General features: G+C 49.9%; 19 protein-coding genes and 1 tRNA gene. 11 read left to right on the top strand and 9 right to left on the bottom strand.

Annotated elements, in window-relative coordinates; genetic code table 11:
* Window positions 1-18: 18 nt before the first annotated feature.
* Window positions 19-1,263 carry a hypothetical protein gene (locus tag PsB1_RS07935; protein ID WP_284360290.1) on the bottom strand — a complete coding sequence of 415 codons (1,245 nt, stop codon included), beginning with the start codon at window positions 1,261-1,263 and terminating at the stop codon, window positions 19-21.
* Window positions 1,264-1,541: 278 nt separating this feature from the next.
* On the opposite strand from PsB1_RS07935, the gene purD reads away from it, so the two are divergent.
* From purD to PsB1_RS07915, 4 genes are all read left to right on the top strand, one after another.
* Window positions 1,542-2,846: a phosphoribosylamine--glycine ligase gene (gene purD / locus PsB1_RS07930; protein WP_284360288.1), complete on the top strand. Its 1,305-nt coding sequence runs from the start codon at window positions 1,542-1,544 to the stop codon at window positions 2,844-2,846.
* A gap of 53 nt (window positions 2,847-2,899) precedes the next feature.
* Window positions 2,900-3,973, top strand: coding sequence for a phosphotransferase family protein (locus PsB1_RS07925; RefSeq protein ID WP_284360286.1), 1,074 nt, complete (start codon window positions 2,900-2,902; stop codon window positions 3,971-3,973).
* Between the two features lie 71 nt (window positions 3,974-4,044).
* Window positions 4,045-4,977, top strand: a complete 933-nt coding sequence (locus tag PsB1_RS07920; RefSeq protein WP_284360285.1) for a response regulator — start codon at window positions 4,045-4,047, stop codon at window positions 4,975-4,977.
* A 55-nt stretch (window positions 4,978-5,032) separates the two neighbouring features.
* Window positions 5,033-6,028 (top strand): CorA family divalent cation transporter, encoded by a 996-nt coding sequence (locus PsB1_RS07915; RefSeq protein WP_284360284.1) that lies wholly within the window; start codon window positions 5,033-5,035, stop codon window positions 6,026-6,028.
* Here the strand turns inward: PsB1_RS07915 and PsB1_RS07910 are convergent.
* Entirely contained in the window at window positions 6,025-6,585 is a 561-nt protein-coding gene (locus tag PsB1_RS07910; protein ID WP_284360283.1) for a GNAT family N-acetyltransferase, read from the bottom strand. The genes PsB1_RS07915 and PsB1_RS07910 overlap by 4 nt on opposite strands.
* A 424-nt stretch (window positions 6,586-7,009) precedes the next feature.
* On the opposite strand from PsB1_RS07910, the gene PsB1_RS07905 reads away from it, so the two are divergent.
* A complete protein-coding gene (locus tag PsB1_RS07905; protein ID WP_284360282.1) occupies window positions 7,010-7,141 on the top strand; it encodes a hypothetical protein in 132 nt (43 codons plus the stop codon).
* A 93-nt stretch (window positions 7,142-7,234) separates the two neighbouring features.
* On the opposite strand, the gene PsB1_RS07900 is transcribed toward PsB1_RS07905, so the two are convergent.
* Together PsB1_RS07900 and PsB1_RS07895 are read right to left on the bottom strand one after the other, a co-directional pair.
* Window positions 7,235-8,212, bottom strand: a complete 978-nt coding sequence (locus PsB1_RS07900) for a mitochondrial fission ELM1 family protein (RefSeq protein ID WP_284360280.1) — start codon at window positions 8,210-8,212, stop codon at window positions 7,235-7,237.
* Window positions 8,213-8,247: 35 nt separating this feature from the next.
* A complete protein-coding gene (locus PsB1_RS07895; RefSeq protein WP_284360279.1) occupies window positions 8,248-9,009 on the bottom strand; it encodes an HAD-IB family phosphatase in 762 nt (253 codons plus the stop codon).
* A gap of 124 nt (window positions 9,010-9,133) precedes the next feature.
* Between PsB1_RS07895 and PsB1_RS07890 the strand changes: the two genes are divergently transcribed.
* Window positions 9,134-9,223: transfer RNA gene (locus PsB1_RS07890), tRNA-Ser, on the top strand.
* Between the two features lie 44 nt (window positions 9,224-9,267).
* Here PsB1_RS07890 and PsB1_RS07885 read toward each other — a convergent pair.
* Window positions 9,268-9,849, bottom strand: coding sequence for a tyrosine-type recombinase/integrase (locus PsB1_RS07885; protein ID WP_284360278.1), 582 nt, complete (start codon window positions 9,847-9,849; stop codon window positions 9,268-9,270).
* On the opposite strand from PsB1_RS07885, the gene PsB1_RS07880 reads away from it, so the two are divergent.
* A complete protein-coding gene (locus PsB1_RS07880; protein ID WP_284360277.1) occupies window positions 9,840-10,208 on the top strand; it encodes a hypothetical protein in 369 nt (122 codons plus the stop codon). The genes PsB1_RS07885 and PsB1_RS07880 overlap by 10 nt on opposite strands.
* Before the next feature lie 443 nt (window positions 10,209-10,651).
* Here the strand turns inward: PsB1_RS07880 and PsB1_RS07875 are convergent, their stop codons facing one another.
* The gene (locus PsB1_RS07875) at window positions 10,652-11,620 is read right to left on the bottom strand and encodes a DUF4167 domain-containing protein (RefSeq protein WP_284360276.1); all 969 of its coding nucleotides are present in this window, start codon (window positions 11,618-11,620) and stop codon (window positions 10,652-10,654) included.
* Between the two features lie 490 nt (window positions 11,621-12,110).
* A complete protein-coding gene (gene prmC / locus PsB1_RS07870) occupies window positions 12,111-12,977 on the bottom strand; it encodes a peptide chain release factor N(5)-glutamine methyltransferase (RefSeq protein ID WP_284360275.1) in 867 nt (288 codons plus the stop codon).
* A gap of 228 nt (window positions 12,978-13,205) precedes the next feature.
* Between prmC and groES the strand changes: the two genes are divergently transcribed.
* The 3 genes from groES to PsB1_RS07855 all read left to right on the top strand — a co-directional run bounded on the left by groES (window position 13,206) and on the right by PsB1_RS07855 (window position 17,024).
* Complete coding sequence (gene groES / locus PsB1_RS07865) at window positions 13,206-13,496, top strand: co-chaperone GroES (RefSeq protein WP_284360274.1); 291 nt, start codon at window positions 13,206-13,208, stop codon at window positions 13,494-13,496.
* A 36-nt stretch (window positions 13,497-13,532) separates the two neighbouring features.
* On the top strand, window positions 13,533-15,182 hold the full coding sequence (gene groL / locus PsB1_RS07860) for a chaperonin GroEL (protein WP_284360273.1): 1,650 nt from the start codon (window positions 13,533-13,535) through the stop codon (window positions 15,180-15,182).
* Window positions 15,183-15,698: 516 nt separating this feature from the next.
* A complete protein-coding gene (locus PsB1_RS07855; RefSeq protein WP_284360271.1) occupies window positions 15,699-17,024 on the top strand; it encodes an MFS transporter in 1,326 nt (441 codons plus the stop codon).
* Window positions 17,025-17,029: 5 nt separating this feature from the next.
* On the opposite strand, the gene PsB1_RS07850 is transcribed toward PsB1_RS07855, so the two are convergent.
* A complete protein-coding gene (locus PsB1_RS07850; RefSeq protein ID WP_284360269.1) occupies window positions 17,030-18,040 on the bottom strand; it encodes a LacI family DNA-binding transcriptional regulator in 1,011 nt (336 codons plus the stop codon).
* A 75-nt stretch (window positions 18,041-18,115) separates the two neighbouring features.
* A complete protein-coding gene (locus tag PsB1_RS07845) occupies window positions 18,116-19,237 on the bottom strand; it encodes a glycoside hydrolase family 68 protein (RefSeq protein ID WP_284360266.1) in 1,122 nt (373 codons plus the stop codon).
* Window positions 19,238-19,564: 327 nt separating this feature from the next.
* Here PsB1_RS07845 and PsB1_RS07840 point away from each other — a divergent pair, with 327 nt between their 5' ends.
* On the top strand, window positions 19,565-22,084 hold the full coding sequence (locus tag PsB1_RS07840) for a TonB-dependent receptor plug domain-containing protein (protein ID WP_284360265.1): 2,520 nt from the start codon (window positions 19,565-19,567) through the stop codon (window positions 22,082-22,084).
* Window positions 22,085-22,105: the final 21 nt, after the last annotated feature.

The raw sequence follows: 22,105 nt of genomic DNA, 5'->3' as shown, positions 1-22,105 counted from the left end.
GGTTGAGGTGTGCAGGAATCAAGGTTTGGGAATGCCAGGGCCTTCCATGCTGGGCAGGCAAGAAAGTCCAAATTGTGCTTGGGGTGTGCCTTTTGCGCATAGAGGCAAGGGGTTGGTACCAATTTCATAGCGTCCAGGTGCTGCATCTTTTGGCACGGCGATGCTGTAAGATTTGTTTGGTCGTGTCGAGGTGGCCTCCAATGGTTTCCAGTCAGGGCATTTGGCATCGCGTGGACGATTGATCCGTGCGCATTCACCACTGCGTGCCATGCGGCTTAAAATGTCGTTATTTTGACTGGATGGGAAAATGCCAGTCACGCCAGCACCGCCGAGACGGCGTGGTAAAGATCCCCCGCCTCCCCCGGTTAAAGCTGTATCAGCCCCTTGGTTAGGCATACCTTGGGTGATTGTTGCACCTGTAGTCCCATTTACCTTTTGTCCCTCCCCAATAGCACCGGTGGGGGCGATCTTTTCTCCTTCAGCGGTGGGGGTGGCTATGGCTGATTCTGGTTGGCGTCTATCCAATTGAGGAATGCGGGGGACTTGCACCTTGGGCAGGGCCAGTTGCGGTTTGGGTGTCTCTGATGGAGATGATGATTTAGCGACTTCTCGTTGGATGGGGTTAGTCATTGTGACCTCGGCTGCCTTGGGTAAAGCAGGAGTTGCGTTTGGGGTGGAATTCTTACCCTGAATTTGGAGTGAGGCAGGTGGAGGTTCGCGCAACATTGGGCTGGGTTGATCGTTAGGGCGTTTAGCGGGTAAGGGCGCAATGGCTTGGTCTGTTGGCGGTAGATCTTTAGGTAAAATTGGGGTGGTTCCAGGCAATGGGCTTTTGAGCGGTGTCACGGATTTGGGAACGGGGGTCGGTTGTTGGTTAGAATCGACATCGGGGACACGGATTACATTGGATCGAGTGGGTTCGGCTATGTGCGGTTGTTTCGCGATTGATGGCTGGGTGGGGCTGGTATTGTGGTTCACTGGTGCAGCGGCCTCTGGCACTACCACCGCATCTGGCTTGGGCATAATCGGGGCCGTGTTTGGGGGAACTTCTGGGTTTATGTGGGGTAACAGAGGCACCACGTCTTCCAAGGTAACGATATCGATTCGGTCTGCGAACTTAGGAATGGTGATGGGGCTTGTGTAGTGTAAAATGAGGGCAGACACAAAAATATGTGCCGTTAAAACCGCACTAAAAGTCCAAACAGGGGGTCTTGCATCCCCGATGTCTGTTATCGTGATGGGGCCCAGATCGGTCGTAGTCAAAACCGTCCCTCACTGCGTGCCAAGTCATAATGTCTGGTCATGCTGTCTTGTCTTTAGATTGTAATGGTCAACATACTTACTCTGATTTGCGCGATCTAACTATCTGTACTCCACCCTATCTGAGACAATGAAAGCATTTAGGAATTATTCAAGACCGTTTAAAGGCGAAACTTGGCCTGTGTTGCTTGACGCAAAGTCGATGACTGCCTAGAGCGGCTAGAGTCATTTAGGAGCGACGCACCTGCTATTGCTCAGGTGCCAAAGATAGTGGAAGTCAAATGCGTGTGATGGTGGTTGGATCGGGTGGGCGCGAACATGCATTGGCAAAAGTGCTGAAAGATAGCCCCAAGGTCAGCTTTCTGGTTGTAGCACCCGGTAACCCAGGTATAGGAACCTTAGCGGCATTGGCCCCAATTGCAAGCGATGATGTGGCAAGCTTAGTGAACTACGCAGTGGCTGAACACATTGATTTGGTGGTGGTTGGGCCGGAGGTGGCATTGGCAGCAGGATTAGCAGATAATTTGCAACAAGCTGGAATTGCCTGTTTTGGCCCAACCCAGGGTGCCGCTCAACTCGAAAGCTCCAAAGCTTTTACCAAGGCCTTGTGTCAAGCCAATGATATTCCTAGCGCTGCCTATACAATCTTTGAGGACAAAGACAAAGCTGTGGCGTATTTGCGCACCCGCTCAGGCCCTTTTGTGATCAAGGCGGATGGCTTGGCGGCAGGCAAGGGCGTTGTCATTACAACAGACTTACAGGAGGCGGAACAGACCATTGCTGATCTGTTTGGCGGTCGCTTTGGCGGTGCGGGTTCTCAAGTTGTTATTGAAGAGCATATGGTGGGGGAAGAAGTTTCGTTTTTTGCCTTATGTGACGGCAAAACGAGCCGCTATTTTGGTTCCGCTCAAGATCATAAGCGCGCCTATGACGGTGAAAAGGGACCCAATACCGGCGGTATGGGCGCTTATTCTCCCACAAGCTTGGTAACACCTGTTTTTGTTGACGATATTATGGAACGCTTTATTGATCCGACTTTGCGGGCCATGAACACGTTAGGCATGCCATTTTGTGGGGTTTTATACGCGGGTTTGATGTTAACCCCGCAAGGGCCAAAGCTGGTTGAATATAATGCGCGCTTTGGCGATCCTGAATGTCAGGCTTTGTTGGCGCGGTTTGAAGGCGATCTTGCCTCTGTGCTTATGGCCTGTGCGCGGGGTGAATTAGATCAAGCACCCACTTTTCACCTAAACGATCAGAGTGCTGCTGTTGTCGTACTCGCTGCGCAAGGCTATCCTGATCATCCCCAAACAGGTTCCAGTATTGGCGAGGAAGCAGCAAACCAATGGGGTGAGCAAGGCTATGTGTTGCATGCTGGCACGACCCGCGACGGCGATGGAACTTTACGTGCTGCGGGCGGTCGGGTACTCAATGCGGTGGGAACGGGAGCAACCCTTCAAAAAGCACTTGAAACGGCCTATGAGATTGTTGATGCTATTGATTGGCCAATTGGGTTTTACCGTCGCGACATTGGCTGGCGGGAGTTGAACCGGAAGTCTGATAATCCAGCTTTATTGACATCCTAAATTCGGTTAAGCCAGCACCAACAAACACATTTGGCCAGGTGGGAACCTTCATTATGCAAGGAGCTGAAGCCTATCTTTATAGCGGTACCAAGCCTGTTGATCCCCGATACCAACTCGATACGCCCGCACTAACGGCTTGGATGCAGGCCAATATCGACTGCTTTGAGGGTCCATTGGAGATCGTCCAATTTAAAGGCGGACAATCCAACCCGACCTATCAGCTTAAAACACCGCGCCAGAAATATGTGTTGCGTCGTAAGCCGCCAGGAAAACTTCTTCCCTCCGCCCATGCTGTCGATCGAGAATATAAGGTGATCTCTGCCCTCTACCCTACCGGCTTTCCAGTCGCCAAGCCGTATGGGCTTTGTTTGGATGAAGGCGTGATTGGCACAATGTTTTATGTGATGGATTGTGTTGAAGGTCGGATTTTATGGGACGGGTCGTTGCCTGCCAGTACACCTGGCGAACGCACAGCGATTTATGAGGCTAAGATTGCAACGCTCGCAGCGCTCCATACCACTGATTACAAAGCGATTGGGCTTGAAGATTTTGGCAAAAGCGGCTCTTATTTTTCACGCCAAATCAGCCGTTGGACCAGCCAGTATCAATTATCTGAGACCACCAAAATAGCACAGATGGATGCCTTAATTGAATGGCTGCCCAAATCCATCCCAGAAGGTGAAACCACCAGTATTGTGCATGGCGATTATCGCCTTGATAATTTGATCTTACACCCAAGCGACCCGCAAGTCTTAGCTGTATTAGATTGGGAATTATCCACACTTGGCGATCCTTTAGGGGATTTCACCTATCATCTCATGAATTGGGTGATGCCATCGGGCCAGCGTTCTGGCCTCGCTGGGCTCAATTTGGAGGCTATGGGTATCCCATCGATTGAACGCTATAGCGCGCTTTATTGTGAGGGAACAGGGCGTGCCAAAATTGAGAATATCGATTGGTATTTTGCCTATAACATGTTTCGCTTGGCTGGGATTATTCAAGGCATTGTCGGGCGGGTCCGCGACGGGACGGCTGCAAGTGTCCATGCACAAGATCATATTGACCGTGTTCGCCCGCTGGCAGAAGCCGCTTATCATTTTGCTCAAAAAGCTGGCATGATGGCTTAATTGACTTAAACCAGATAAACAGATTTTTATTCAATTTAGGTTAAACTTCCGCCATCATGGTTAGGTGAGCGATGTCGTCCATACGTAAAATTACCCAATCACGGTCCCAGGATTTTACCAACAAGCGCATTTTGCTGGTGGATGATCACAGCCATATTCGGATAATTCTAACCAGTATTTTAAATGGCTTAGGCCTTTTTGATTTGACAACAGCTGATCGGGCGGATCGTGCCTTACAGCGCCTTGAATCAGAGCATATTGATATCCTCATCACCGATTTTCGGATGCCAGGCATGTCTGGCATTGCCTTGGCCGAAAGGATCCGTTCTGAAGCACGTGCGAGGATGCCACGTTTCAATGCCGCCATTCCGATTATCATGATCACAAGTTTTGGAACAAAAAATTGTTTGGTTGCTGCCCGTGATGCAGGTATTGACGAGTTTCTGGCAAAACCCTTTACCACAATAGGCGTGGCAGAGCGTTTGGATGCTGTCTTGAATATGCACCGCGAATTTATTGTTTCAGACACCTATATTGGCCCATGTCGCAGGCGCAAAATCGATCCTATGTTGGTGCATCAAAAGCGTAGACGGTCAGACCATGCCCCTGACATTGACCTCCAAAACCTTGATTTGACTGATTTTGATGTCAAGGAACGCCCATGGGGCCCCAGCGAGGATGAGGCGATGCACAGTGATGAGCTAGTAAGCGCAAGCATGGACTCTTTGGACAGCCAAATCACCCAAATCACTGCCCCAATAACGGTGCAGAACATTGAGATGCGCGACGGCTTATTGCAGCGGGCGGCCAATTCCTTGCTTAAATATGTGGCGTTGGCCAGCGCACAGGGCAATCTCGAAGATGATATTGTGGAAATGCATGGTTTTGCCGTCAAGCAATTGATCGACATTGCCGGTCGCGACATGAGGCTATCTAATCAAGTTGTTGATTCACTTGAGCATGCTGTGACCAAGCGCACACAGGTCAAAAAAATGACAGGTTAGGGTGATTGTGCTTTGATGGATTGGCAAATGCTGAAACTGGGTTAATACCCACCCAATGAGCCTTACCTTTTTTACAAAGTCTTCCTCTGCACCGGTTGAGTTAAGCCAGGCTTTGCCTGAGCAAATTGGTGGGGATGATGTATTGTGGATTGATTTGGTCCAACCCAACCAATATGAAGAAGCCTTGGTTGAGCAGGTTTTTGGCATTGATGTCCCAACCGATAGCGAGCGCTCTGCCATAGAAGAATCGGCGCGATTTTACATCGATAACCAAGTCTTGGTTCTTCATTCCACCGTGGTTGCTCGCGTCAAGCCCACAGCGATTGATGACATGGCGAGCAAAAGCTTAGGCATCCGGCATAAGCGCGAAATTGTTAGCTTTTTTGTCACAAAATCCGCACTCATTACTGTACGAAATTGCGCTTTACGTGCTTTTGAAGCCAATGCTGGGCGTGCGTCGGCGGATTTAAGCGATGTGGAAACCGGGCCTGATGTGCTGCTGGCTTTGCTTGAAAGCCTTGTGGAGCGGGTCGCAGACTTTCTAAGTGCCAGCGCACAGGAATTAGAAGCGCTCAATCTACGTATCTTAGTTGGACGTCGTAGCATTCGGGTCGAAGTTATCCTTAAACGTCTTGGACAATTGGGGGCAGGGGCCAGTCAGTCACGCGACTCCTTGTCTAGCATGTCACGCTTAATCCGGTTTGCAATTGCGCATGGAGGGCCGTGGTCGATGCCCAAGGATCGTCTTCATTTATTGGCCACCGACATTGAAACTCTGCAACGTCAAGGCGAGGCACTCACCAATGATCTCACCTTCTTCTTAGATGCTACTTTGGGCTTGGTGAATGCACGGCAGAATGAGATTTTGAAGGTCATGGCGATTGTCACACTCCTATTTGCGCCGCCGACCTTGCTGGCCTCGTTTTTTGGCATGAATTTTCAGCATATGAGCGTGTTTGCTGACCCGTCGGCACCTTATTGGGCTACGGCTTTGATGATTGCTTCCTCAGTGGTCATTTATTCACTCGCCCGCCTGGGTAAATGGCTTTAAAGCCAGCTTGGCACTTCTGATTCAATACCGGCCAATTCGTACAAATCTGGCCATGAATAGGCGACCACTGGGATTTGCCAGCCCTGAAAGCGATCGCGTTTAGCCCCAGCATATTGGCCCCCGACTAGATCATAAAACGCGCGTGCTTTCTCATTACCTTTAACAACCCATAAGCCACCACTGAACAAACCACGCATCACCAGCCAACGTGAACACGCCAGCATAAATGCACGCCCGAGGCCACGGCCTTGGTGGGATGCTTTCACATAGATCTGATGGATTTCACCATCGCCCAGAATTGTACTTTCATGCCCCTCTGTCGCACCACATGCAGCATAGCCTAAGGCTTGACCATCCTCACTTTCGGCGACAAATAATCCATAATCTAAATCCACATCTTGGCGCATGAGTTCCGTGCGCCAATTGCGCAACAATCTCGGCAAAGCTAAGCCATCAAGAACTGGAGCGGGGAGTATACCCGCATAAGCTTCCCGCCATGTAAGTTGCTGCAGCTGCGCGATCGCGGGCGCATCTGTATGTTCGGCACGGCGGATCATCAAATTCATCATTATAAGGTGGCATTAAACTGGAAAAGTACAAGCCTGTGATCTGTAAACCTGTGGGAAAAGCTTTGACCTTGATGTAAACAACCATAGTGCGGCCGCGAAAACCGATGAACGAGGACCGTATGGTCATAGATGAGCATCGGTTAGAGGTATGGATAGCAAGCCCACAAAGGGCAGCCCATTAGCCACGCGTGCGCTTTTAGCTGCGTTAGCCCCACGTTTACGGGCCTTTTTGGTGCAAAGGTGCGCGGAAGAAGATGGTGAATATTTGGTGCGGGAGTCCTTAACCGCGATTTATACCAACGGGCCATGTATGATCAGAGGCAACCCTTAATGGCTTGGGTCTATGCCATTGCCCGCTATCGCATGATTGACCGATGGCGCAGAACAGCCAAACGCGGTTTAGAAGTACCGCTTGGATTTCGAACAAGCTTTTTCTGCCTCAATTGGGGAAGCAGGCTTCCCCGCACGCGATATTGTGCGGCTTCTCACGACACTTACCAACAAGCAACGCATCGCCATTGAGCTGGTTAAAATCAAGGAATAATCCATTAATGGGGCCGCAAATGGCGTTGCATCAGCACCTGGTGCTTTGTTGGGCGCACAATTGCTGCAGTGGTAGGCTTCCTTCTCCGGTGCTTTAATCCTTCAGCTTAGCCACAATAGCTTCAGCAATCACCATGGCGTCCCGCACAGGCCTATAAGTCCAGCTTGCCAAATGTCCTTCAAACCAGCGTGCAGCTCCATGCTTGATCAATCCATCATGTAAGCGGGTGAATTTAGCATCGCCGCCATCTAATCTAATCAGATAAATGGGCAACCCAAAAAAGGCGGCATCGGTCATCATATTGGTAGAATCTTCGCTTACCAACGCGATGCGAGCTTGGGCCAACCAAGCCAAATAGGGGTTTGGGCCATCGCGGGTTTCATCGGCAAAAAATTCAAATCCACTATTGCTAGCAAATGCACGGAATACCGCTTCAACCGGCTGTGGCGTCCGCCGCGATGTGGTCATCATGAGCCGGAGATTTTGAGCGAGAAGAGGCTGTAAATCGGCCACGATCCTATGGGCGCGATCGAGGGTGAAGGTGTGATGTTTGGACGAACCGCCGAGTATCACAAGCACAGGCAATCGTTCGTCCTTATCTTCTTGTTGGGTGGCCAATAGTGCATGCCTGATTTGGTGTTGCGTATACCAGACTGGTGCGCCTAGGGTTGAAACCACATTAGGACCGCGAACATGATCGTGCAAAGGCGGGGCGACGACATCAAATCGGGCAGGATTAACGCGCGGATTTTGCAGTTGAACCACCAATGTCTGCCCTCCACTCCATTTTTTGGCGCGCAAGGAATAGGGGATAGAGCGCCTGCCATTACCAATCCAAACATCGGGCCAAGGCGCTTTGAGATGTTGCCTTTGTTCAACGGGCAGGGCAGCCCGTGGCAAGGGCCATAAAGTGGGGGGCAGGCCAAGTTGAAGCCCGCGGGGCTCTAGGCGCACGACTTTCATATCAACAGGCTTAAGCTCGCTCATGGCATCGGCGACAGCGATGGTTTGGCGTTCTATCCCGGCGCGACCATCTGATACGCACCAAATCGACACCGGCTTATCGCCCATCTAACACCATCCCCAATTTCCAACCAAATAGATGTTCAGCCCTGATTGGCCCGCCATCGCTCTATCTGATTGCCCAAATACAGGCTTAAAATTTGCGATTGATAGTTGCGAGGCCGCTCCTGAAATATCCGATAACCTTGATTTTGCGCACCTTCTAGCATTTCTTTATCCCCGCGCGTATCGCCATATGCCGCCGCTAAAAACGTTTGTCCATAAGCACCTTGAATGGCCACCAGTTTTTGCGGGCCCCAACAATTGGGGCCATCAAGCCTGCCAGTTAACAGGCCCGCCACCACCTCCACCCGCGTTGCCAAGACTGCAGGCACGCCTAAGTCAGCGGCCCAGCAGGCAAGATAATCTTGCAACGAAGCTGATACCAACACCACCTGGTCATGAATGCCCTGATGCGCCCGCAGCCGCGCCAAAGCGTCGGGTCGCGCGATCAGGGGATAGATAAAGCGCGCAAAATCGGCGCATAAGTGGTGATAATGGGCGGCCTTCATGCCGCCTAAAAAAGCATGGATGATTTTTTCTTTCAGACCAGCACGTGGCATCATCCCAAAACTATAGGCTACAAAGTCTGGCACTAAACGTGCCATCTTTAACAAAAAACCCCAACGCCCAGCCACGAAGCGCAAAAATAAACTAAAGGAATCAGCCCAAGTCAGTGTGCCATCGACGTCGAAAGCGGCAATGGGGGCTACAGTGCTGGGGGTTGGTATAGCGCGCGTCGCCATACCAGGTACCACAGGCGAGGTATCGGGGGCGAGGCTGGGGCCATGATCGTAGGTCATCATTTAACATGTGCACCAATGAGACAATAACCACCAGCCCCCTGCACACCCCATCTTGTCAGCAGGTCGAATGGTGCTTAAACCCGCGCCCTTGACTTGGGGTTTTGAGCAATCCTAAGCGCGCACCGGAGGGGTGGCAGAGTGGTCGAATGCGGCGGTCTCGAAAACCGTTATAGGTGCAAGCCTATCGAGGGTTCGAATCCCTCCTCCTCCGCCATTATTTTCGTATAGAAACTAGGTATTAACTGGATCAGAGTGTGACTATCCAGTCACAGATAACGCCGTATTGGTGGAAGATTGGATGTCAGCACTACTGTTATTCAAAACATCGAGACCTCCAAGCAGATCATCAACAGAAAGGTGGGAGTAAACACGGGCGGTGATCGAGAAGTCCGCATGTCCGGCCCACTTGCTGACAATCTGTATCGGTAGGCGCTTAGCCAGACGGGTCAGGCAGGTGTGGCGCAGTGAGTGCAGCACGACATCATCAATAGGTGTCCCGATCTCTTTCATACGTTCTCGCAGTGCATCCCATCGGTACCATGCTAAGCCGTTGTTGAAGGGAAACAGGCGATCATCCGGGGACAGCTCAGTCAGGGTATTGATCGAGTTCTGGACTTGTAACGGTTTCGTTCCGGTGGGGTGAGATGTAAAGCACCTAATCAGGAGTAGAACCATGACACAGGTATAAGGAGAAGAGGTTCGATATGAGGCGGTGCGTTTGGCATTGAACAGCGGTTTGACGCGTGAGCATGTGGCGGCCCTAACGGTATTCCTGATCTCTTTGACGCATTTCTTAAAGGCACGACCCAAATAACTTGGGGCAAATAAGGATGAAGCCAAAAATTCTCTTTGGATTTTTTGCTATGATCTATGTTGCTGCCTGTAACATTGTGACCGGGCCACCGCCAAAGACTTCAGAATGGCCATTTGGCGATGCATCGCGCATCGTTGTGACCTCGGGGAATCCGCTTTTTCTATTAGCTGATGAAATCAAAAAAGCCGATTATGCTGAGATAAGTCGCGGTTTTGTTGTGGCGGGTCATCCCCTAGTCGCCCATACTTCGGGCCAAAAGCCGGCGAAAGGTAGGATTTATTTTCGGCGAGTAGCTTCTGATGGACTTGGGTTTGCACTTATCCACCCATTTTTCCAAAGCAAAGAGATGCAAAACGCCCCAAAGGCTTCAAACGACCCACCCTGAGGCGTAAAATCGGCGGTGTACGGGCTAGCACGCAGCCTCGAAACAGATCGTCTAGGTCGACCGCGTTTGATTGAAGTAGAGTGGGCTTATTGTGGTGAAAATGGTGACGCGGATGTTTGTGAGTTGCAAGAAAGTGACAAAGCATGGGCGGCGGTTAGGAAGGCCTATGCAGCCAATCGGAGCCTAAACACCTCAAGTCATGAGATCTGGCACGTGAGCTACAAATAACGCGTAGGGTGCGCTCGATAGGGAATGCATCGTGTTCGCCCCCAACGGTACCAACGAGGTCCGTTTTCGGCGCGCCTATGCGCCGCACTATGCTTGCGCAAAGGCTTATTCGATTTTCAGCCCACAAAATGAAGCAAGGCATGAGCGCGGACCACGAGGCACGCACCGATATTGATAAGTGCAGCTTGGCTGCGCGCTCCTTTTACTTGAACGCCCTATTCCCCGCCCGGTGTTGGAACGGGAGTTGACAAAAAGGCCGGTAGTTCAGAACCAAAGCCTTGATCTTCTTCATTGGCTTTACGTGCTTCGCGGGGTGCACGTGGGGGACGTGGCCGGCGTGTGCGGGCTGATGCGTCTTGAGGCGTTTTGATGATTTCATCAGGTTCACTATAGCTGGCCTGGCCATCAAATTCGTTAGGTGTGGATCGGACGGGCAGTGAATAGACCTCCTGAGAGTGAATAGGCGTGAGCGTATCATCATAACCACGCTTGTCACCTTGCTTCTCAAACCGCCCTTCACGAACGCTATCTTGACCGACCTCGCGCACATCTGTGCGAGAATCATATCGGTTACCACTTCGGTTGTCAGCACGATTGTCTGAGCGTTGCTCAATCCGAGGGATGCGTTGGACATCATGCTGGACATCATCGCCGATGCCATTACCGGCATTAGAGTTATAGGGTATGTCATTGCCAAAGCGGTCACGCCGTCTGCGGCGGCGGCGGCTAAATCGATCCTCCTCGCCATCTTGACGGGTTTCGCCACGCCCCTCTAGCCGGTTGTCGCGTTGCTGGCGGTTTGGGTTAAAGTCTCGCGTAGAAGGGCTATCATCAGCCTCATTGGCTTCATTCTCAGTGCCTTCAGCTGTTTCACCACTCTCATCTCCATCGTCTAAATCATCATCATAGCCTGCAATCATCATTTCAGAACGTGGCACAAAGGTGGGCTGCATGGCGCGCAATACGCGGAAATAATGCTCAGCATGTTGCTGATAATTTTCACCAAGAACCCGGTCGCCAGCGCTATTGGCGTCGCGGGAGAGTTGTTGGTATTTTTCAAAGACAGTCTGTGCCGAGCCTCGAACCTTGATATCTGGGCCGTTCGACTCATAAGCGCGATTTGGATTATTGTTTTGTGGTTTTTGTCCGGGATTACGTCCCCGGGTGCGTTGCCGCTTCATCATGCAAGCCCTGTATGTTTCCTGGCTTTTGTTTGGCCAATTAATGCCATGAGCAAGCTTGCAAGCCAGTTTCATGGCGTCTGCGCGACCGCTTTCAATGAAAGCTTGGCGCGCAAGGGTTTAAAATGGGGGCATGGATTGTGAACATTGTACATGGACTGCGCACAAACAACCCCAAACAGTATTTCGCAAACACATCCAACTTTGGATTTTATGCTTAGCCGATCAACTGTAAACACATGATCAAACTCTAAATCAAAGATCTAAGAATGATGCTGGGCCCCAATGCAGGCATATGGGTACATAATGAGCACTACACAAAGAATTGAAAAAGAGTTGATGATGTGTCGTTATCAAATGCAGCCCCCCTCCGGGACGCATCTTGAACGAATCTTCAATAGCTTGATTAGAAGCATTTGAAAAGAGCTTGTATGTAATGTTCATCATCATTGTGCATAATTGTGTCTCGAAACCGGCTTCAACCCCCTCAAAATCAGGTGGGATGCCAAGTGCCCATAATGACCCGGTCGATGTTGGAAAGGTCTTTGATGATTGATATATTCCCTAATCCTTGTGTGGTACGCGCCATCGCTAACACAGGGTCGCTTTGATTCATCCCAAATTCAAAGGCAAAAATGCCGTTGGGCTTTAAGAGACTGGGTAGAGCAGAAAACAAAGTTCGATAAGGGTCTAAGCCATCAGCCCCACCATCAAGTGCCATTCTTGGATCATATAATCTTACTTCATCTTCAAGTGTTGCAAGGTCTGCACTGGGGATATAGGGCGGGTTAGAGACAACACAATCGAAGCGTTCTTCAATCCCCTGATGCCAATGACCCACTTGCAAGCTAAGCCGGTTTAGCAAACCCAAGGATGCAGCATTTTCATGTGCCAGGCTCAACGCATCTGGGCATACATCTATGCCCACCCCTGACCATGCCGGGCGTTCAACCAATAGTGACATTATAATCGTGCCCGCACCAACCCCAAGATCAAGTACCCGCTTCGGCTCGTCCATGACAAAGGTCTTTAATACCATATCGACAATGACTTCGGTTTCTGGACGTGGTACCAAGGCACGACGGTCGCTATGCAAGTCTAGGGTCCAAAATCCTTTCTTGCCTATAATATGGGCGGCGGGTTCACGCGCCGCCCGCCGTGCGACATAGGTTTCAAAAGTCGCCGCAGAATTTTCGGTCAAGGTTAAATGGGGTTCGCTGATCAAGGTCGCCCGATCCAAACCTGTTGCTGCCAACAATAAAATCCGTGCATCAATCACCGGCATATCAATGCCCGCATGTTCCAGTCGCTTACGCGCTTTAGTCCAGGCTTTAACAAGGGTGAGGGGTGTTTCGGTCATGGTGGTCCCATAGAATGTAGGAGAGGTTATGTCATCGTCTTTCTCTTAATCTTGTTGACCATAATCATGAATCTGATCTTTTTTCGCAGCTGCCTGTTGACACACCCAACTTGGGTGCCTACCTCCATGTCGTGTTAGCAGTCGAGGATAGTGAGTGCTAAATCTCGGTTACCCTCAGGCATCTATACACTCAATTTAACCTGACAATTCTCTAAGGGAGCAAGTCAAATGGCATTTCGTCCGCTTGGCGACCGCGTGCTGGTAAAGCGCGTTGAAGAAGAAACCAAATCCAAAGGCGGGATCATCATTCCAGATACCGCTAAAGAAAAGCCGCAAGAAGGTGAAATCATCGCTGTAGGACCCGGTGCCCGCGATGAAGATGGCGATCGTATCGCCATGGACCTAAAGGTTGGCGACAAAATCTTGTTTGGTAAATGGTCTGGCACGGAAGTGAAGATCGATGGCGACGACCTTCTTATCATGAAGGAAAGCGACGTCATGGGCATTCTTGAATCCTAATTCTTCCTCCACTTTAAACTTTGAAAGGCACCAATCATGGCTGCAAAAATTGTATTGTTTGGTTCTGATGCACGCGACCGTATGCTTCAGGGCGTTGATATCCTGGCAAACGCCGTAAAAGTCACCCTAGGCCCAAAAGGCCGTAACGTGGTGATTGAAAAGTCCTTTGGCGCACCCCGTACAACTAAGGACGGTGTTTCAGTCGCCAAAGAAATCGAGCTGGAAGATAAGTTCCAGAATATGGGCGCGCAAATGCTGCGTGAAGTTGCGTCCAAAACCAATGACACTGCCGGCGACGGCACCACAACCGCAACCGTTCTGGCCCAAGCCATCGTGCGCGAAGGTATGAAGGCTGTATCCTCTGGACGCAACCCCATGGACCTCAAGCGTGGCATCGATAAGGCCGTGACCGAAGTTGTCACCGCATTGAAAGCCTCGGCCAAAAAAGTCTCTTCCAACGCTGAAATCGAACAAGTCGGCACCATCTCCGCAAATGGTGAAGCAGACATCGGCAAGATGATCGCAGAGGCCATGAGCAAGGTCGGCAACGAAGGCGTCATCACCGTTGAAGAAGCAAAAAGCCTTGAGTCTGAACTAGACGTCGTAGAAGGGATGCAGTTTGACCGTGGATATCTTTCGCCTTACTTCATCACTAATGCCGATAAAATGGAAGTTGCTCTCGACGATCCCTTAATCTTGATCCACGAAAAAAAGCTGTCAAGCTTGCAACCTATGTTGCCAGTGCTTGAAGCTGTCGTCCAATCGGGTCGCCCATTATTGATCATTGCAGAAGACGTTGAAGGCGAAGCCTTGGCGACTTTGGTGGTTAATAAACTCCGTGGTGGCTTGAAGGTTGCGGCTGTGAAGGCACCAGGTTTCGGTGATCGCCGCAAAGCTATGTTGGAAGACATCGCCATTTTGACCGGTGGCCAAGTGATCTCTGAAGACTTGGGCATCAAACTTGAAACCGTCACCATCGAAATGTTGGGCCGGGCCAAGAAGGTCAATATCACCAAAGAAAACACCACCATCGTTGATGGCATTGGTGAAAAGGCCGACATCGAAGGCCGCATCGCACAAATCAAGCGTCAGGTTGAAGAAACCACGTCTGACTATGACCGTGAAAAGCTGCAAGAGCGTTTGGCCAAATTGGCTGGCGGGGTTGCTGTGATCAAGGTTGGCGGTGCGACTGAAGTTGAAGTCAAAGAGCGCAAGGATCGCGTCGATGATGCATTGAACGCAACCCGTGCTGCGGTTGAAGAAGGCATAGTTGCTGGCGGCGGTTGTGCTTTGTTGCGCGCTTCCAAGGCTATTAAGGTCAAAGGCATCAATGATGACGAAGAAGCTGGCGTGAACATTGTTCGCCGGGCGCTGCAAAGCCCGATCCGTCAGATCGTCGAAAATGCTGGCGTTGAAGGTTCAATCGTTGTTGCGAAAATCCTTGAAAACGCTTCGGTTTCCTACGGCTTCAACGCCCAGACCGAAGAATATGTTGACATGATCGCAACCGGCATCATTGACCCCGTCAAAGTTGTCCGCACTGCATTGCAAGATGCCGCTTCGGTTGCCTCATTGTTAATCACCACCGAAGCTACCATCGCTGAAGCACCTAAAAAACCTTCCCCAGGCGGTGCTCCAGGGGGCATGCCAGGTGGTATGGGTGGCATGGGCGACATGGACTTCTAAGAAGTCCATAAAGTCGCCCATCATTAAAAGTGCTGGGATTTGCTATGCAAATGACCATTATTTATTCTGGGATTTGCTATGCAAATGACCATTATTTATTCTGGGATTTGCTATGCAAATCCCAGTGGCGACATGGACTTCTAAGAAGTCCATAAAGTCGCCCATCATTAAAAGTGCTGGGATTTGCTATGCAAATCCAAAGTTGCACTAGCTAAGTGTTGATTGATGGTCGCGATAGGCTTGAAGTCAGCTTATCCCATTCATTTTAATGCTTTTTTCTTTCAAGATACATCCCCCTGATTGGTATTGATCCTCGCCATGATGATATACTCCCGATCTATCATGGCGAAGGCCATGCTGATCATGTAACCTTCTAACTTGCATGCCCACCACAGCCTCTTGGCGGGTGCAATCGATTGCGATATGGATAAATTCAATGAGCCGCTCCGTTCAAGGAGATGGGTGATATGGCTACACAAAGGGGTCATAGCATCGATGTGGCCTTGGGAGGAAAAGATGTCCACGAGTCTCCAACCGCGTTTGTCGCTATGGCGCATTGCAGAAATGAATTTAGGCTTTTTGGGACTACAATTCAGCTTTGGCTTGCAACAGGGCAATATGGGCCCAATCTATAGTTATTTGGGAGCGGATGAAGCTTCCTTACCGTTGTTACAATTAGCCGGGCCACTCACCGGATTGATCATTCAGCCGATTGTAGGAGCGATGAGTGATCGGACAGCTTCGCGTTGGGGTCGGCGCACACCTTATTTTATTGTCGGGGCCATTATGTGCTCCTTTGGCCTGTTCTTTATGCCGCTTAGCTCCAGCATTGTGATGGCGGTATCGCTCCTATGGATATTGGATGCTGGCAATAACATCACGATGGAGCCTTACCGCGCCTATGTTAGTGATCGTTTGGCACCCGATCAGCGTCAGTTCGGCTTCTTGTCCCAAAGCGCATTTACGGGGCTTGCCCAAATGCTCGCTTATCTGTCACCCTCCATCATGATTAATCTTTTGGGTTTTAGTATTGATGATGTGGATTCGCGCAATATCCCCCATGTGACCAAAGTCGCTTTTACGATCGGTGCTGTTTTGTCACTCACAACCATCCTATGGTCAGTATTACGGGTACGTGAATTACCACTGACGCAAGCGCAAATTCAATTAATCTCTAGTAAGCCCTTAACGGTGAAGGCAACATTGATGGAGATTTGGCACGCGATTTTGGAAATGCCACTTGCGATGAGAAAACTTGCAGTGATGAGCTTGTTTCAATGGTATGGTATGGCTGCTTATTGGGGCTATATCGTCTATGCGATTAGCCGCTCTGTCTATGGCACATCGGATCCCACATCGACCGGATTTCGTATGGCAGTAGTGACCAATGGCGAGATTGGTGGCTTTTATAATGGTATCGCGTTTTTAGCAGCATTTGCCATCGTGCCCTTCACCCGTCGATTTGGTGCGGCTACCATGCATGCAGTTTGTTTAATCTTGGCAGGACTTGGTATGCTGGCCATTCCCCATATCACCCATAAAGCATTATTGTTTATTCCAGCCATCGGGGTTGGTCTTGGCTGGGCCAGCATCATGGGCAACCCTTACATCATCCTCGCTAACGCAATTCCCCCAGAGCGGACCGGGGTTTATATGGGCATTTTTAACATGATGATCGTAATCCCCATGTTGTTAATCGCGGCCACCTTACCGTTTTACTATAAGCCTTTGATGGGTGGCGACGCGCGCAATGTCATAACTATGTCTGGGATTTTGATGATTTGCGCAGCTGTTGCGGTGTTTTGGGTGCGCGATAAATCCCCCAAAATCTTTGTTGCTTAATGGGTTCAGCTTGACATGCGCACAATCAATTCGGGCTTCATGACGATGGAGGCTGTTTCTTGGTCTCCTATGCGCTTGATCAGGCAATCGATCAAATAATGAGCACCCGCCGCAATATCTTGTCGGATGGTGGTCAGGCGTGGCACCAATTGCTGGGCTAAGGGCAAATCATCATAGCCCACAACTCTAACTTGATCGGGAACAATTAGGCCTTGTTCGGATAGAGCGCGCAAGGCATTCATCGCCATCACATCTGAGGCTGCAAAAATGCCATCAGGCTTGGCGCCATTTTCAAGCCAAGCGGTGATCTCTGAATCTTGGCCATCCGCAGTGAGGTGGGTCGGCACCACTTGTAGCTGATGTGCAAGACCCATAGGCTCTAGTGCTGCGCGGAATCCTTCCAGCCTTTGGCCAATTTCCATCGCACGGGGATCGCCAAAAAAAGCTAAATTGCGACAACCCCGGTCGAGCAAATGCTGCCCAGCCAACTTCCCACCCAGAAAGTTATCGGAACCAATCGAGCAATGCACTTGACCAGGCTTATATCCACCCCAAACGACTAAAGGGTGATAGGTCGCAGCCACTTTGTCTAACACAGCTGACTGGTCGGACTGGCCAATAATGATCAAGCCGTCACAGCGCCCGCTATCGATCATGCGTTCAAGCCATTCTGCATTTTCAGGTATCACACGTGACAGCAATAAATCAAAGCCGCGCTCGGTTAATCCGTCTGCCAAATGCCCCAAAAGCGCCATGAAAAAGGGGTCAGACACGTGTTGATTGCGTTCATGGCCGACATGGATTACCACACCTATGGCACCGGTTTTTTGCATGCGAAGATTACGAGCAACAACGCTGGGCTGAAACTCATATTGTTTGGCGAGCGTCTGGATACGGTTGCGCGTGTCGATGCTGATCAGGCTACTGTTAGATAAAGCGCGCGAAACAGTTGCGGTGGATACTCCCGCAAGTTTAGCAAGATCGCCGATATTTTTAATGCGGATTGACTGGTTCATGGGCAATCTTGAACCATGACAGCTTGCATGTGGCAAGCGAACAGAAATTGTGCCATTCAATTGGCCCCTTCACGTTTAAGAGCCAGTCGATACAATACGCGTTTTTGCCCCGTGCAACTCAAGGTAAGAAGATGGGGCAATCGACCCCCCAAATTGGCGCGCCTTTAAAACATGGTCAGCCCGTGGATCGCGGCCCTTTAGACCCCAATAATCAACAAAACTAACTACTTCGAGTGATGGGAGAACCTGCCACGCATAGGCTTGAAGTGGCTCCTCTGAAGGATTGGCTAGAACCAATCCTGTGCCGTTGAGGGGTTGATAGGGGCCAAAAAGGCTGGGGGCCACCATACCATAAAGGCCGGTCGGGCCTTGAACGCCACTTGGATTGAACACTTGTTTTTGTGTGGACCAGAACAAATAATAAAGACCATGATAGACAAAAACATGTGGCCGCTCTAACTCATTGGTGAGGCCGTCTGCGTCAATTAAGGCTGGCATAAGCTCAAAAGGTTTCAGCCCATATCTATCTGAGGCCTGCGCTATACCGATTACGCCATCATAATGCGAAGTGGATTGATGTTCAGGCTTGGACGCGGTGAACAAAAGATAGCCTTGACCATTAGCAGGGTCACGAAACCAATAAGGATCGCGAAAGCCTTTGATCCGTCCTGGAATGCCAGGCGTTCGAGCAACATCGGTATAAAGTTGACCCGTATTGATGACACTTTGGGTAAGATCGCGCCAATTCCTTGTAACTGGGACATTGCGGGTGAAGACTAAATCGGCCTGGGCATGAAATAATCGCTGCTCAAAGCTACAAACCTCTTCGCCACGCCGGCCAGAAGCGGTGAACCAAAGTGTCATAACATTGGTTTTTAGATCAAGTCGGGTGGAGCCAGACCATTCCCGGCTACCCGGCGAAAAACCATCGGGAAGTAAATTCCCGCAGTCATGCCAAACCCGATCACGCCGCATCAAAAGCCGCAAGCGCGCACAGGTATGACGCATATCGGGGTCCTGCGCACGCGGGGCGCATAACATTACCCATAAACTAGCCCCATCGACCTGCGCCAAATCACCTGCATCGGTCTGCACACCCCAAATGTCCCACAAGGTCTGACTGGGATCAAAGTGCCAAATATCTTGTGCTTCAAATACCCGCGGACAAGGCAGAGGATGATCAAAAATACCCCGCACATCATGGTTTCGCCAAACGTTGCTTGTCACATTTCGCGATGATTCTAAAGGGTATTGCGCCGATGAGTGAACGAAAATCTCCATATTCGGCTTCTAGACTTGGAATTGATCCAGTTCAACAATCGATTGCATTTCGTGCAATCTTTTCTCCTTTCTTCTGTCTAATAGCAAATCATTGATCCCATATATTTCATCGTAAAATCATGAAATATGCATAAATTTGACTGCAAAGGATTGCATAAAAGTGTTGCAATCGATTGCGTCTTTGCTAGTTTCTCACCAAGCGAACTTAAATGAGATCGCACTAAGATCATTGAGGGGAAACAAATGAAGGCCATTGAACTTAAATCCTATGTGTCTGCGCTCGCACTGGGGTCCGCTATGGCGGTTTATGCCCCTGCTTTTGCGCAACAACCGGCTGCACCCGATCCAGCAGCACCTGTCGCGGCAACGGACGATCCACCTCAAGGCTTAGATGTGATTGTTGTTACAGCTTCTGGACGCGATAAAACCCAGCTCAACAGTTCAGTGTCGGTGACATCGGTCAATGCTTCTGTGATTTCAGATTTCCTACCTAGTTCTGAATCAGAATTATTGCGAATGATCCCTGGAATTCAAGTTGCGGGTACTGCGGGCCCTGGTGGTAATGCTAATATAGCTGTACGTGGCTTGCCTGTTGCGACCGGCGGCTCGCCATTCGTACAAATCCAAGAAGATGGATTACCAACGGTTTTGTTTGGCGACATTCAGTTTGGGAACAATGATTATTGGACCAAGTTTGATGCTACAGTCGCTAGTGTAGAAGGTGTACGGGGCGGGTCGGCTTCTACTTATGCTTCCCAAGCACCCGGTGCCGTCATCAATTATATCAGCCATACTGGCCTACAAGAAGGTGGGTTTGTTCAATTGAGTCAAGGCCTTGGCTTTAAAGAAACCAAATTGGATTTCCGCTATGGTGGCCCCATCAACGATACGACTCGTTTTCATGTCGGTGGATTTGTGAAAAATGGCCGGGGGCCGCTGAAAGCAGGCTATGATGTCAGCCAAAGTTATCAAATCAAAGGCAATATCACCAAGGAATTAGATGGTGGTAAAGGCTATTTACGTGTCTTGTTTAAAACAGCAAACACCCAAGAACCCAATTATACGGGTTCACCGGCAATTGCGACCATCAATGGTCTCAGCGTCAAAAATGTTAAGGCCTTCCCAGGTTTTGATGGCCGCAAAGGCTCTAATTATTCGATTTATAACCAGAGCTTCCAGATTCTTAACCGTGAAGGCGTTTTAGAACGCGTGAAAATGGACGGCATAACCACTAAGGCTAATTCCTTGGGTGCACAGTTCCGATACGCATTTTCGGACATGGTTAGTGTGGACAACAATATGCGCTGGACTCAGATGAGTGGTGGTTTTGCGTCTCCGTTCTTTAATCTAAGCTTGGCTTCTGGCGTCATTGGGTCTGTCATTGCAAGACCGGGCCTTGAAGACGCTAAAGTTGCATCCATACGCTATGCCAATGGCCCCAAATCAGGTCAGGTTTTTACTGGTCGTTATGTCGACAACAACGTCAATGTGCGAACCAATATTCGCGATATTGGCAGTTTTGCTAATGATTTAACTGTTTCGGGAAAATTTGACACCCAATTGGGCCGAGTCACTGCGCGGGCCGGTTATTTCTATATGGACCAAAACATTGCCATGGATTGGCATGTGAACAAATCTTTGCGTGAAGTAAGTGGCAAAAATCCCGCTCAGCTTGATCTCTATGATGCCGCTGGCAACAAACTGACCCAAGATGGTATCTCAGGCTACAATAATAATTGGGGTGAATGCTGCGCCCGCGACTATGATTTGTCCTATACCAATACCGCACCTTACATCGCCCTTGATCTTGATAGCGAGAAATTCGGTTTAGACGGAAGCGTGCGTTTTGAAACCATTAATGCCTCTGGTTATGCCATCGCGGGTGGGAAGGAATTTTTGGTCACTAATAATGGTGTGCAAATCGCCGCCATAACCGCCAATGGTAACCGTGAAACCCTGGACTATAGCCGCACTTATACATCTTGGTCTTTCGGCGGGTTGTATAAGTTAAACACGGACACTAGTCTTTTTGCCCGCACTTCAAAAGGTGGGCGTTTTAATGGCGATCGTCAAACCGTTAGCGGCAAGATCAACCCCGATGGAAGTTTAAACCAAGCAGGCCGCACGGCTTCGGTTGATTTTGTCAATCAATCCGAGCTGGGGGTCAAAAACCGTGGTGCAGTGTTTGACGGTCGCTACACCTTAGAAGTAACCTTACTCAAAGGGGATTTTAAGCAAAGCACCTATGAATTGACCGCCACGCGTTGCCCGGGTGGGGCTGGTGGTTGTATTATTGATGCACGCTATGAATCAAGCGGGGCAGAGTTTTATTCCACCTATAGACGTGGCCCCCTGTCTTTGATTGGTAATGCCACCTATTCGAATGCAAAACGTTCAGGGGCCGATAGCAACGGTAAACCAACGCCATTTAGTCGTGCACCTGGGATTGCGGATCTAAGCTATACTTTGTCTGCCAATTATGATTTTGGTGAGCGTGCTTCCCTAGGCATCAGCACAACTGGACAAACAGCTGCCATCGATGATGCAGGGCGCGAATATCCAGGTGCGGCGATCTTTAACGCGATTGCTAAAGTCACTCTGGTCAATAATTTGGAGCTAAGTCTGCAAGCTTATAATCTTTTTGACACGTTTGACTTACGTGGAAATGGTGGTGTTGCTGATACTTCTGTTATCCCCAATGTGATCAGCGGTAATCCTGCTTTGGGGCGTACAGTCACAGCGGCCATCCGCTATACTTTCTAACCATTGACGGTTAGACTTCTT

Source organism: Candidatus Phycosocius spiralis, assembly GCF_030158815.1.
In the GTDB taxonomy this organism is placed as follows: Bacteria; Pseudomonadota; Alphaproteobacteria; order Caulobacterales; family Aquidulcibacteraceae; genus Aquidulcibacter; species Aquidulcibacter spiralis.
This window is presented reverse-complemented; position numbering and strand designations above follow the sequence as displayed.

Excerpts from the sequence above, each read along its gene's own strand:
- purD (WP_284360288.1), top strand. The coding sequence starts at position 1,542 with ATGCGTGTGATGGTGGTTGGATCGGGTGGGCGCGAACATGCATTGGCA.
- PsB1_RS07925 (WP_284360286.1), top strand. The coding sequence starts at position 2,900 with ATGCAAGGAGCTGAAGCCTATCTTTATAGCGGTACCAAGCCTGTTGAT.
- PsB1_RS07920 (WP_284360285.1), top strand. The coding sequence starts at position 4,045 with ATGTCGTCCATACGTAAAATTACCCAATCACGGTCCCAGGATTTTACC.
- PsB1_RS07915 (WP_284360284.1), top strand. The coding sequence starts at position 5,033 with ATGAGCCTTACCTTTTTTACAAAGTCTTCCTCTGCACCGGTTGAGTTA.
- PsB1_RS07910 (WP_284360283.1), bottom strand. The coding sequence starts at position 6,585 with ATGATCCGCCGTGCCGAACATACAGATGCGCCCGCGATCGCGCAGCTG.
- PsB1_RS07900 (WP_284360280.1), bottom strand. The coding sequence starts at position 8,212 with ATGGGCGATAAGCCGGTGTCGATTTGGTGCGTATCAGATGGTCGCGCC.
- PsB1_RS07895 (WP_284360279.1), bottom strand. The coding sequence starts at position 9,009 with ATGATGACCTACGATCATGGCCCCAGCCTCGCCCCCGATACCTCGCCT.
- PsB1_RS07880 (WP_284360277.1), top strand. The coding sequence starts at position 9,840 with ATGAAGCCAAAAATTCTCTTTGGATTTTTTGCTATGATCTATGTTGCT.
- PsB1_RS07875 (WP_284360276.1), bottom strand. The coding sequence starts at position 11,620 with ATGATGAAGCGGCAACGCACCCGGGGACGTAATCCCGGACAAAAACCA.
- prmC (WP_284360275.1), bottom strand. The coding sequence starts at position 12,977 with ATGACCGAAACACCCCTCACCCTTGTTAAAGCCTGGACTAAAGCGCGT.
- groES (WP_284360274.1), top strand. The coding sequence starts at position 13,206 with ATGGCATTTCGTCCGCTTGGCGACCGCGTGCTGGTAAAGCGCGTTGAA.
- groL (WP_284360273.1), top strand. The coding sequence starts at position 13,533 with ATGGCTGCAAAAATTGTATTGTTTGGTTCTGATGCACGCGACCGTATG.
- PsB1_RS07855 (WP_284360271.1), top strand. The coding sequence starts at position 15,699 with ATGTCCACGAGTCTCCAACCGCGTTTGTCGCTATGGCGCATTGCAGAA.
- PsB1_RS07850 (WP_284360269.1), bottom strand. The coding sequence starts at position 18,040 with ATGAACCAGTCAATCCGCATTAAAAATATCGGCGATCTTGCTAAACTT.
- PsB1_RS07840 (WP_284360265.1), top strand. The coding sequence starts at position 19,565 with ATGAAGGCCATTGAACTTAAATCCTATGTGTCTGCGCTCGCACTGGGG.